The organism is Hymenobacter telluris, from assembly GCF_017313265.1.
GTDB classification, from domain to species: Bacteria; Bacteroidota; Bacteroidia; order Cytophagales; family Hymenobacteraceae; genus Hymenobacter; species Hymenobacter telluris.
The window spans coordinates 247,122-259,163 of sequence record NZ_JAFLQZ010000006.1; the positions used below are offsets into that span (position 1 = coordinate 247,122).

The 12,042-nt window shown below is 57.1% G+C and carries 9 protein-coding genes; 4 read left to right on the top strand and 5 right to left on the bottom strand.

Annotated features, from left to right (window positions below):
* Positions 1–165: 165 nt before the first annotated feature.
* The 3 genes from J0X19_RS12000 to J0X19_RS12010 all read left to right on the top strand — a co-directional run bounded on the left by J0X19_RS12000 (position 166) and on the right by J0X19_RS12010 (position 4,077).
* Entirely contained in the window at positions 166–2,379 is a 2,214-nt protein-coding gene (locus tag J0X19_RS12000) for a M43 family zinc metalloprotease (protein ID WP_206984597.1), read from the top strand.
* Between the two features lie 195 nt (positions 2,380–2,574).
* Positions 2,575–3,093: an acyl-CoA thioesterase gene (locus tag J0X19_RS12005; RefSeq protein ID WP_206984641.1), complete on the top strand. Its 519-nt coding sequence runs from the start codon at positions 2,575–2,577 to the stop codon at positions 3,091–3,093.
* Positions 3,094–3,237: 144 nt separating this feature from the next.
* Positions 3,238–4,077 (top strand): hypothetical protein, encoded by an 840-nt coding sequence (locus tag J0X19_RS12010; protein ID WP_206984598.1) that lies wholly within the window; start codon positions 3,238–3,240, stop codon positions 4,075–4,077.
* Between the two features lie 50 nt (positions 4,078–4,127).
* Here the strand turns inward: J0X19_RS12010 and J0X19_RS12015 are convergent, their stop codons facing one another.
* The 5 genes from J0X19_RS12015 to J0X19_RS12035 form a co-directional block, all read right to left on the bottom strand.
* Entirely contained in the window at positions 4,128–5,252 is a 1,125-nt protein-coding gene (locus J0X19_RS12015; protein WP_206984599.1) for a TlpA family protein disulfide reductase, read from the bottom strand.
* 169 nt (positions 5,253–5,421) lie between these two features.
* Positions 5,422–6,561, bottom strand: a complete 1,140-nt coding sequence (locus tag J0X19_RS12020; RefSeq protein ID WP_206984600.1) for a TlpA disulfide reductase family protein — start codon at positions 6,559–6,561, stop codon at positions 5,422–5,424.
* 364 nt (positions 6,562–6,925) lie between these two features.
* A complete protein-coding gene (gene gatB / locus J0X19_RS12025; protein ID WP_206984601.1) occupies positions 6,926–8,383 on the bottom strand; it encodes an Asp-tRNA(Asn)/Glu-tRNA(Gln) amidotransferase subunit GatB in 1,458 nt (485 codons plus the stop codon).
* Positions 8,384–8,507: 124 nt separating this feature from the next.
* Positions 8,508–9,260: a TonB family protein gene (locus J0X19_RS25130; RefSeq protein WP_206984602.1), complete on the bottom strand. Its 753-nt coding sequence runs from the start codon at positions 9,258–9,260 to the stop codon at positions 8,508–8,510.
* Between the two features lie 98 nt (positions 9,261–9,358).
* Positions 9,359–10,147, bottom strand: coding sequence for a DUF5995 family protein (locus J0X19_RS12035; protein ID WP_206984603.1), 789 nt, complete (start codon positions 10,145–10,147; stop codon positions 9,359–9,361).
* Positions 10,148–10,181: 34 nt separating this feature from the next.
* On the opposite strand from J0X19_RS12035, the gene J0X19_RS12040 reads away from it, so the two are divergent.
* Entirely contained in the window at positions 10,182–11,996 is a 1,815-nt protein-coding gene (locus J0X19_RS12040; protein WP_206984604.1) for a DUF885 domain-containing protein, read from the top strand.
* The last annotated feature ends 46 nt before the right edge of the window (positions 11,997–12,042 follow it).

A 12,042-nucleotide genomic window follows, 5' to 3' on the forward strand; every position in this document is an offset into this window, starting at 1 on the left:
GCAAAACCTGCGTTCAGGCAAAATATTATCTGCCTGTATTGTAACTTGTCGGACCATACTGCATTCTGCTTGGTATATACTTGGCCCGCAAGTATTCACGCTGCCTTTGCTGTAATCACCACCTTCTATTTTCCTTCTTTTTCTTCCACCTCTTTTCCAGTTTAAATGCCACTTAGACAACTACTCAACTACTTGCTGCTTATAGCCGTGCTTGGCTTCGGAAGCCGGCCGGCTGCCGCCCAGCAGCTCCGGACGCTGTATCCGGAACAGCGCTACGGCTTCCGCTGCGCCTCCGACAGTATGCAGCAGGTGCAATGGCGGCAAAACCCAGCCGCCGAGCAGCAGTACCGCGCCTTTCTGCGCCAAACGGCTATGCTATCGGCGGCCGACCAAGCTCGTATTCTGGCCCAACCTGATGTAACAGTGCCGGTAGTAGTGCACATCATTCATACCGGTACCGCCAACAACATCTCGGATGCCCAAGTGAATGATGCTATCCGCATCCTCAACGAGGACTACAGCAAAACCAACCCGGATACCAGTTCAGTAATTGCCGCTTTCCAGCCCATCTACGCTAATATCGGCTTCCGCTTTCGGCTAGCGAAGAAGGATCCTGACGGCAACTGCACCACTGGCATCACCCGCACCTATTCTAGCCTGACCTCCTCGGCCAGCGACAATGTGAAGAGCCTGATCCGGTGGGACACCAACCGCTACCTCAACATCTGGGTGGTTGACAACATTGCCAGCGGTGCGGGTGGCTACGCCTACCTGCCTTGCCCACCTACTGGTATTGATGGCATTGTAATTCGCAACTCACAGTTTGCCAGCATTGGCCGCTCTTGTGGTTCCAACTTCTGCAACCGCTCCCTGACCCACGAGGTAGGCCACTACTTCGGCTTGCCGCACACCTGGGGTGGCACCAATACGCCGGGCATGGCTTCCAACTGTGGCCTCGACGACGGCATTGCTGATACGCCCAATACGTCGGGTGTAGGCTCGGGCTGCCCCGTTAGTACATACCGCCCCTGCAACCCCAACAGCACCACCGGCTCCAGCACGCCCAACAACAACCCCAACGGTATTCTGGCCAACGTGCAGAACTACATGGACTACGCTACATGCGCCCTGATGTTCACGACCGGTCAGAAAACGGTGATGCGCGCTTCGCTCTTGCTTACCTGCCGCGCTACGCTGGTATCGGCCGCCAACCTGAACGATACCGGTACCAACGACGGCTACATTGCCGTACCATGCGCCCCAGTGGCCGCATTCCAAAGCACCACGCCGTCGGTGTGCGAGGGAGGCACAGTAACTTACACCGATTACTCGTATAACTACACCTTCAACGCGGCTAACACCCAGTTCGACTGGCGCTTTGCTGGCGGCCAGCCAGCTACCAGCACCCAGCGCAACCCTACTGTTACGTATCCTACTGCTGGCAGCTACGATGCTACCCTGATTGTTATCACCCCTGCCGGCCGCGACACGCTCACCCTCACGCAGTTAGTGCGCGTACAGGGCCCAAATTCCGGCGAGCGGGCTCCGCTTGTCGAGTCGTTTGAAAATGCCGACTTCCCGCAGAGCAACCCCGCAGCGCCTATCCGCAACTGGCAAATTTCCACCTCGCTGCCCGGTGGCCAAGGCCTCACGTGGGAACGGGCAACTGGCGTAGCCAGCAATGGCAGCGCATTCTTGCAGGTGCGCAACAACTTCCTGCCCACGGGTACCGTGAGCACCCTCACCTCGCCCAACATCAACCTAAGCAATATTTCGGGCACGGCTACTCTGCTCTTCGACCGGGCCTTCGCCCTGCGGACCACGGCCTCCAACGAGCAACTGCTGGTATCGTACAGTACCGACTGCGGCGTTACCTGGCTGACCTTGCAAGCCTACAATGCTACCGCCCTCAGCACCCGCGGCTCGAATCCGCAGATTGGCTTTGTGCCAACTGCCGCTGATTGGCAGACTCTGTCGCTACCGTTGCCTAGCACTGTACAGCGTGCGCAGCGTTTCCAGCTGCGGTTGGAGGACATCAGCACGGGCGGTAACCCACTCTACATCGACAACCTGCGCATTCTGGACCCGCTGGGCATCCAGGATGCGGAAATGGCGCGTCGGGGCATCAGCGTATACCCTAACCCATTAACTGCTGAAACGGCCGTACATTTCACTCTCACGGGCACCGAGCGCGCTCAGGTTCGCCTCACCGACCTACTGGGCCGCGAGGTAACTCGCACGGCGCTTAAATCCTACGGGGCTGGTGCGCAGTCTATCCGCCTGCAAGCCTCTAACGGGGCGGCCTTGCCGGCTGGCGTATACATGGTACAGCTGACTATTGGCGAGAAAACTTTCACAACGAAAGTGCTGGTGCAATAGCCTTGCTTTTTACTACTACTAACGCCCCGGTGCCCAATGGTGCCGGGGCGTTTTTGTTGACTGACTAGGTGTAGCTGAGTGGCCGGCCGCTGAGTGGAGCGAAACTGGTAATGATGCGCTCCGCAACAATTCCCCGATTAAGCGAACCGTCGTTCTATCTTTGCACCCTTACTTTCTCCGAGATTTTTCTGCATGATGCGTAAACAAAGGCCCGTCAAAGACTCGTTCGTGATAATGACCGAACTGGTATTACCCAACGACACCAACACGCTCAACAACCTGATGGGGGGCCGCATGATGCACCTCATGGACATTGCCGCCGCCATTGCCGCCCAAAAGCACTCCAACCGCATTGTGGTAACGGCTTCGGTTGATAACGTGTCGTTTCGGGATGCTATTCGGCTGGGCAACGTCGTGACGTTGCAGGCGCAGGTGACCCGGGCCTTCAGCTCCAGCATGGAAGTGCACATCGATGTGTGGGCCGAGGACATTCCGAGCGGCACCAAGATGAAAACCAACGAGGCGTTCTTCACCTTCGTGGCCGTGGATCAGTCGGGCCGCCCGATTGACGTGCCGGAAGCCGTACCAGAAACCCCGGAAGAAATCCAGCTGTACGACGGTGCCCTGCGCCGCCGCCAGCTCCGGCTGGTACTCGGGGGCCGCATGAAGCCCGCCGATGCCACCGAGCTCAAAGCGTTTTTCGATATTGAATAGAAAGAGCAGCGGAGTACCTGAGTAATCAACTTACTCCGCTTGAGGCAGGCACTTTCCTACTTGCTTGCTGTTGATATACCGGAAATTCGGGCACTATTTAAGGCTCCTCGATTACTCAGTTACTCCGCTGCTCAGTTACTCTCTATGGCAACTGCCGACTCCTTAGCTTTCTTCCAGAATTTCTACACGGATGTGTCGTTGTACGTGGTTCCGGAGCCGGCCGCGGTACAAGCCCCTGCCGCCACAACAGCGGCTCCTGTAGTGCCAGTGGTTAGTTCAGCCCCCACACCAGTACCTGCACCTTCTGTGGCTGCACCGGCCCCTGTGGTACCCGTAGCGGTACCTGCAGCGGCGCCCGTCCCAGTGCCAGTGGCCCCGGCCAAGCTGCCCTCACTGGCCGGTTTAGCCATTCCTCCCTCCTCTGCGCCGGTAGCACCCGCCGTTCCAGGCCCAGCTCCGGTACCTTCACCGGAGTCCGCCGGCCCCCTGTTCTCGATGCCCACCCTGGCCGACTTGCCGGCGGCTCCCGCCGCCCCGGCGTCGCAGCCGGGCCGCGTGCAGCCCACGCCCACTCAGTCGCCGGTGGCGCACATTCCGTTTGCCACGCTGGGCAGCAACCCCAACGGCCTGATTCTGCTGGTGCGTTTGCCGGCTGAGGAGTTCCGGAAGCTGCCGCGCAACGTGTTTCTCAACAACATTCTCAAAGCCATCCGGCTGGTAATGGAAGACGTGGTGCTGGTAAACGTGGAGCACGAAAAGTATCCGGTGGCTCTGTGTACCCTGCGCCAGACCCTAGCCGCCAAGCAGTTCCTGGCCTTCGGCAAGAACCTGCTCGACGTGGCCGTGTACACCACTCAGCCCTACGAACCGGTACTCCTCTTCGGTGATACGGCTTTCCTCGGGGCCAGTGAGGTGAAGATGCTGGAGTACGACGCCGGCCGCAAAAAGCAGCTCTGGCACTCTATGCAGCGGATGTTTCTTTGAATGGGTTACTAGTTGCGGATAATAGCCGACCACTACCGGAAGTTAGTTAACTACTTATCCAGCGCAGATTTAATGGCGGCTTCTACTTGTTCCATGTGAGGGCCGCCTACCTGATCTAAGGCAATTTTGCCATCCTTACCAATAACGATATAGCGCGGAAACGATTCAATATGGTATGCACTAGCTACAGCCTTGCTCCCCAATAGGTTGGTGTAAGTAGCCCGCTGCCGTCGTAAAATACCCTGCGCTTTCTCCGTGGATTCGTCATTCAGTAACACTCCCAATACGACCAACCCCTGCTTCTTGTATTGATTTTGCATCTGCTGTATAGTTGGCATAGAACCAATACATGGGCTACAGGTGGTAGCCCAAAAATCAAGTAGCACAACCTTTCCTCGATAAGCAGTTAAGTTAACCAGCTGTTTATCAAAACTTGCCAACTTGAAAGCCGGTGCTATCTGACCCCGCATACTTGGTGTAGACACGGCTAAGGGCGCTGTCACTATAGGCGTATATGTTGTGAGAAATGCTTGTTTTTGGAGCGTATCTACATCGGTGGGCGCGTTGACACGAAGATTGGAAATAGTCTTTATGGTAGTCCATTTGCCCCCACCCCGCACTTGCGTCGTTTTGATTACGCGCGGTAAGCCAGTGGCAGCATCTAACAGTAGATAAGTGTGTCGGTCTAGTACATCTACGTTCGGCTGGTCGGGGTACTGCAAGTGAAAAACGCCTCCTTGAGGAGTTGCACTGTATGTTACCGTTTGGTACGACGGATCAATAGTCAGCAATTCCTCGCTCAACATTTGGCCGGTCGGGCTCCCGAGCACACTAGGCTCGTAGGGGTCCTTTTCTATTTCAAATGTTTTGGCCTTATCATCCAAAGCAAAGCCAACATTACCATTATAGTGGTATGAGAGAGCCTTGTCGGGCCGGGATGCCACAAAACTGCTTGCCAGGATTTTGCTAGTAGGGTTGCGCTGCATCAGAACTTGCCCCGCATGGTTCCACACGCTCCCATTCCCGAAGGTGTCTATGCGTTGAACGTTGTAGCCAACCGTGTGGACAGTCCGCAGCGTTTGCTGATACTGTTGCAGTCTTTCTGCACCTGTTTGGGCCCAATTAAGTTGAACTATACACGTCATAAAAAGCGAGAAGCACATACCTAATTTCATATAGAAATAGAGACTGATGATGACACCTTTCGAGATACTACGCACCGATATAGCTTTAATTCTTCTATTATCATATACCACTGACTATAAGCGGCAACTCACACGCAACACCGGCATAAAAAAAGCTGAGCCTGTGTAGGCTCAGCTTTTTTTATGCCGGTGTTTCTTCTTACTTCATCACCGAAGCCAGCTTAGCTTCCAGCGCCTCGCCCCGCAGGTTCTTGCCGATGATGCGGCCCTGGGGGTCGAGCAGGATGGATGCCGGAATGGACTTGATGCTGTAGGTCTGGCCGGCGGCGCTTTCCCAGCCTTTCAGGTCCGATACGTGCTTCCAGGTAAGGCCGTCGGCTTGGATGGCTTTCAGCCATTTGTCACGGTCCTGGTCGAAGCTCACGCCATAGATTTCAAAGCCTTTGCCTTTGTACTTGTTGTAGGCTTTCACCACGTTGGGGTTTTCGCGGCGGCACGGGCCGCACCAGCTGGCCCAGAAGTCGATGAGCACGTATTTGCCGCGCAGGCTGCTCAGGGGTAGCGCCTTACCGTCTGGGGCCGCCAGGTTGATTTCCGGGGCTTGCACGCCCACGGCCGTGGAGCGCATGGGTTCCAGCTTAGCCACCAAGGCCTTGGTGTAGCGCGAATCGGGCTGCGCGGTTTTGAACACCGTCGTCATCGAGTCGGCAAAGGCGAACTGCTCGTCGGGGTTGATGAGGTTGGCTACCACGAAGCTCGACACCACCGACTTCGGATGCTGGCGTACCATCGTTTTGATGCTCTCGGTGCCGCGGGCCTGCAAGGCGTAGAACTGCTTTTCAATCACCTGCATCGAGTCGGTGCGGTTGGCCTGGGCGTTCTGGTTATAGCGCTGCTCCAGGCGGCCCATCTGCATTTTCGACTGCGACATGGTGCGGTTGAGCTGTTGCAGCATCTCGGAATCGGGCGAGCCTTTCACGGTGTAGCTTTCCGCCAGCTTCTGCGCGTCGCCGGTCAGGGCGAGGCTGCTGCCGTTGGCCATGGCCACCAGCACCTGGTTCTGGTCGTTGGTTTTCACTTGGTACAAGCCGGCTTCGGGCACCGTACCCGTAAACTTGAACTGGCCTTTATCGTCAACGGTGGCCGTGTCGCGCGAGATAAACTGGGTGTCGCCCAGCTCGGCGAGGTACACTTTGGTGCCAGCCGGCGCGTTGGTGAACTGGCCGGTTACTTGGTAGCCAGTACCAGCGTTGGCGGCCGTGCCCGTAGTCGGCGGCGTGGACTTATTGCAGGCGTTGGCCATGCCCAGCACAGCTCCAATCAACACTACACTTTTCATTTTCTGTATCATCTCAGGCGAAGAGGCCGGCACCAAGCCGGCACACTGGTTTTACTAATGTCGGGATTTGAGGATGCAAGTTGCCGATTTCGGCGGGAATGCAAAAATACTTCCCCTGCGTCCTATCGGTTGCGTTACAACCAGACGGTACAGCTTGGTTCCAGGACGGGCCGCAACCAGTTGTTTTACTTCTGCAAAGAAGTATTCCAAAGGTATTTGCAGCCAATTCCAGAGCACTTGCAACGCCTGCCTTCAAGGCAACTCCGCTTCGACCAACTATAATCCGCACTCAGAGCCAGCGCATGAAAAAGCCCGGATTACGCACGTAATCCGGGCTTGCACAAGGACAATAACTTCCTACCTATCAGCCTTCCAGTTTCTGGCGCAGCAGTTGGTTGGCTAGTTTCGGGTCGGCCTTGCCGCCGGTGAGCTTCATCAGCTCGCCCATGAACATGCCGGTGAGCGACTTTTTGCCAGCGCGGTACTCGGCTACTTTGGCTGGGTTGGCGTCCAGCACCTGCTGAATCATCACTTCCAAGGCCCCGCTGTCCGACTGCTGCAACAAGCCCTGGGCTTCAGCCGCCGCGGCGGCGGTTTGCGTGGGGTTATCGAGCAGGTACGGGAACAGCTGCTTGCTGGCCACCGAGTGGCTGACTTTGTTGTCGTCAATCAACTGAATGATATCGGCGAGGTGCTGAGCAGTGAGCGGAAACTCGGCCATGGTGAGGGCCCGCTCGTTCAAAAACGACTTCACGGCGCCTTGCACCCAGTTGGCGGCGGCTTTGGCGTTCGGCGTCAGGCGAGTCAGTGCGTCAAAGAACAAGGCCACATCCTTCTCCACCGTCAGCACCGAGGCATCGTAATCCGAGAGGCCCAGCTCGCCGGTAAAGCGCGTATAGAGCTGCTGCGGCAAGGCGGGCAACTCGGCCTGCACGCGGTGCAGCCAGGCATCATCAATGACCACCGGGGGCAAATCGGGCTCCGGGAAGTAGCGGTAGTCGTTCATGGTTTCCTTGCTGCGCTGGCCGCCGGTGGTGCCGGTGGTAGCATCAAAGCCGCGGGTTTCGCTGTCGATAACCTCGCCGCGCTCCAGTAGTTCAATCTGCCGCTCGATTTCGTACTCGATGGCCCGCTGCACGTTCCGGAACGAGTTCATGTTCTTGACCTCCACTTTGGTACCGAACTTCTCGGCCCCACGCAGCATAACGGATACGTTGGCGTCGCAGCGCAGTGAGCCTTCCTCCATGTTGCCGTCGCAGATTTCCAGGTACTCCACCAGCTTCTTGATTTCGGTGAGGTAAGCATAGGCTTCCTCGGAATTCCGAATGTCGGGTTCCGACACAATTTCAATCAGCGGCACGCCGGCGCGGTTCAAGTCCACGAGGGTTTCCACCTCGCCGGCCAGGTGCATACTCTTGCCGGCGTCTTCCTCCATGTGAATGCGCGTCACGCCAATCTGCTTGGTCGAGCCATCGGCCAGGCGCACTTCCACGTGGCCTTCGTAGCAGATAGGCGTTTTGTCCTGAGTGATTTGGTAGCCCTTCGGGAGGTCGGGGTAGAAGTAGTTTTTGCGCGCAAACAGGTTGTCGCGGCGGATGTGGCAGTTGGTGGCCAGGCCCATTTTGATGGCGTACTCCACGGCCGTGCGGTTTACGCGCGGCAACGTACCGGGATGACCTAAAGTAATAACGCTCAGATTGTTATTGGGCAGGGCGCCGTACTCATTCTCGTCGGAGGAGTACATTTTGCTGTGCGTGAGCAGCTGCGCGTGCACTTCGAGGCCGATGACGGGCTGGTATTTGGCTTTTATGCTTTCGTCCATGAATCGCTAAGTAGCGCTGATTTGGTTGATTGCGCTGATTAGGCTGCAAGTTAAGCACTATCCGGCCCCCACAAACGACAAAAAACGGAGGTCTTATTTCATAAGTAGCAACAGGCAAGCAGCGCTATTGCAGCTTGAAGGTAACGGGCAGCGTGAAGGCAATATCGGCTGGGGCACCCTCGTGCTGGCCTGCCGTCCAGCGACGCAGACTTTTTACAACGCGCAAGGCTTCGGCATCAAGCAACGGATAGCCAGCCTCCCGCACGTGGGCATTTTGCACCTTGCCTTTTTTGTCTACAATGAAATCAATCATCACTTTTGCCTCCTGCCCCGCTCGCATAGCCTGAATAGGGTATTTCGTACGCGCGCCAATTTCCTGGGCCAAACCAGTTAGACCGCCGGCGTACTGGGGCAGCAGTACATGCGGAAAGAATGCCACCGGCTTGCCATCCGCATCAAAACACTCGCCGCCTAATGAGGCGTAGTTCTTGAACTGTTCGCGCCGCTGTAGCTTTCCATTGGAGTGGTAGCGCAGAATTTCACCCTCCATCTTGCCCCGGTTAAAGGGGAGCACCTCTTCCAACTGGCCCGAAGGATAATAGTGTTCTGTTGGGCCATGCTGCGTTTTCCACCGCAGATTGCAATAGTGCGTGACAGCTACCAGATGGCCCGCCGCCGCGTATTCGCGCTGGATACCCGCCGTACTGTCGCCATACTCTGTTTCAAGGCGATACTCAGCGCCCTGGGCCGTAGCCAGCAAATGGTCGTCCTTGTCAAAATACTCTACTTTCCTGGCGCCGGATGGGGGAACGGTTTGCTGCGCTGAAACAGAGAAGCCGCCCACTAGCAGGGCCAGCAGCACTAGATGTCTCTTCACGTGAATCTGAAGTAATTATTGATGCAAAAGTTGAGCTTAAAGGTAAGGTGAAGCCGAGAAGTTACTACCCAATTTGCCTTACTTTCATCACCCCGCTACTACACCACGGTGGTATCAATCAGCCGGATGGTGCGGGCCACGTCCTCGTACTCGGTGGCCCTGACGGCTTGCAGCAGGGCTTTCGACCACAAGCCGGGATTGATAATTTTCCGACCCAGACTGTGCACGGTAGCGTCCATGGCCCGGATATGCAGTTGCTGCTGTTGCGGCCTCATATTGGCTAGCAGTACGGCATTGGCCCAGGCCGCCTTGCGGGCCGCGCCAATGCTGAAATCAAGCACGTCGGTTTGCTGGGTGGCGGCCACCCGTTTCAGCCACCGCATCGGGAACCACACCTGCTCCAGGCACTGCTGCACGTCATCGATAAGTGAGGTGATGACCTCGTTGATGCGGTTGAAATCGTGCTGCAAAGCGTGGATGCCCGCGCCGGGCGCCACGGTGGCGGCAGCAATGGCCAGGTCGAGGTTGATGTGGGTGTTGATGCCTAGCACCAGCTGTTGCAACACGGTGAGCGACTGATTGAGGCAGCCATCAAAAGCGTATTTCCAGGAATTGGTGCACTCGCCTTGCTGCTGGTACGCGTGCCAGGCACTGAGGTAGCGTTGCGCAAATACCACGTCCAGCTGCTCCATGCGCGGCCCGTTCTCGAAGGCGCCGGCCGCAATGCCCTCCGCCACGGCCATTGTCATGCGCTTGTACAACGCCGCGAAGTAGCCCGCCCGGTTGCGGTGCTGCTGGCAGTACTGTACAATATCGTCTATGGCGGTTACTACTTCCGAAATTGTGCGCGGCTCCATCACTGCATTGATATAAATAGTAAATAGCAAATATTTCCAACTACTTGGCTACTTACCTCCCTGTATGAGAAAAATTATTCTTCGTATGCTGGCCGCTGTACTGCTCCTACTCGCTGTACTAGTGGTTAACACCATCTGGTTTAAGCCATTTTTCATCCGGGCTTTCTACGAGCGGGTTTTCGTGAAATTCGCGTTTGACTCGCCGGAGCTGCTTTCCCGGCTGCGGCTGGTGGAGGGCCTGGGCATTCAGGGCCACAACCGCAAGCTCGACGACGTTTCGGAGGCCGAGAACAATCGGAAATTCCGGTTTCTGCTCGAAACGCAAGCCACCTTGCACCGCTATGATACCACCGGCATGCGCGGGCAGGACCAACTCAACTACCAGGTACTCGACTGGTACATTGCCAAAGAAGTGGCCGGAATGAAGTTCCGCTACGACAATTACCCCGTCAACCAGCTATTCGGGGTGCAGAACGACTTTCCCAGCTTTATGGCCGACGTGCATCAGGTGCACAACCGCCGCGACGCCGACTACTACAACGAGCGGCTGGCGGCCGTGCGCGTCAAGTTTGCGCAGGTACTGGAAGGGCTGAAAATACGGGAAAAGCACGGCGTGGTGCCGCCTACCTTCGTGATTGATAAGGTGCTAACTGAAATGTCGGGCCTCGTGGCGCAGGCGCCTGAGCAAAGCATTCTGTACACTTCCCTGGTGGAAAAGCTTGGCAAGGTGAAAGACCTGGATGCCGCCGCGCAGGCCGAAATCCTAGCCGAAACCAAGCGGCAGATAACCGGCAATGTGTATCCGGCTTACCAGGCGCTGATAGGCTATTTTACGGCCCTGCGCCCCCGCTCCACCAACGACGCGGGCGTGTGGAAATTCCCCGACGGTAAGGCTTATTACGCCTATTGCCTCCAGCTCTATACCACTACCAACCTCAGCGCCACCCAGATTCACGCCCTGGGCCTGAGCGAAGTAACGCGCATCACGGCCGAGATGCGCGCCATTCTGCAAGTTGAAAAAATATCCGGCGCCGACAGCGTAGGGCCCACGATGGTGCGCCTCGGGGAAGAACCCCGGTTCTCGTACCCCGATACCGACAGCGGCCGCACCCAAATTCTGGCCGACTACCGCCGCATTCTCGCCGAAGTAGATAAGGGCCTGGGCAGCGCGTTCCGCATTCGGCCCAAAGCCGCGCTGGAAGTGCGCCGGGTGCCCGAGTTCAAGCAGAAAACCTCGCCGGGCGCGTACTATGAGCCGGCTGCTCTTGATGGTTCGCGGCCGGGCGTGTTCTACGCCAACCTCTACGACGTGAAGGCCACGCCCAAGTTTGGCATGCGCACCCTGGCCTACCACGAAGGCATTCCGGGCCACCATTTCCAGATTGGCATTGCGCAGGAATTGCAGGGCCTGCCCACCTTCCGCACCGTAATACCCTTCCCAGCCTACGGGGAAGGCTGGGCGTTGTACGCCGAGCGGCTGGCCTCGGAGCTGGGCTTCGAGAAAGACCCGTACGACAATCTGGGCCGGCTCCGGGCCGAGCTGTTCCGGGCCGTCCGCTTGGTAGTGGATACCGGCATCCACGACCAGCGCTGGACCCGCGAGCAGGCCATCAACTACATGCGCCGCACCACCGGCATGGCCCTCTCCGACGTCACGGCCGAGGTGGAGCGCTACATTGTCATGCCCGGCCAGGCCTGCTCCTATAAAGTAGGCATGCTGAAAATCCTGGAATTACGCGAGCGAGCCAAGCAAGCCCTAGGCCCCAAGTTCGACCTGCGTGACTTCCACGATGTGGTGTTGAAGAACGGCGGCCTGCCGCTGGAAATCCTGGAACAGGTAGTGAACAATTACATAGCGGCCAAAAAAACGGCAGCCTGATATTCAACTGCCACTGTGGTTGGCATTTTATACAACGCCGTTTCCG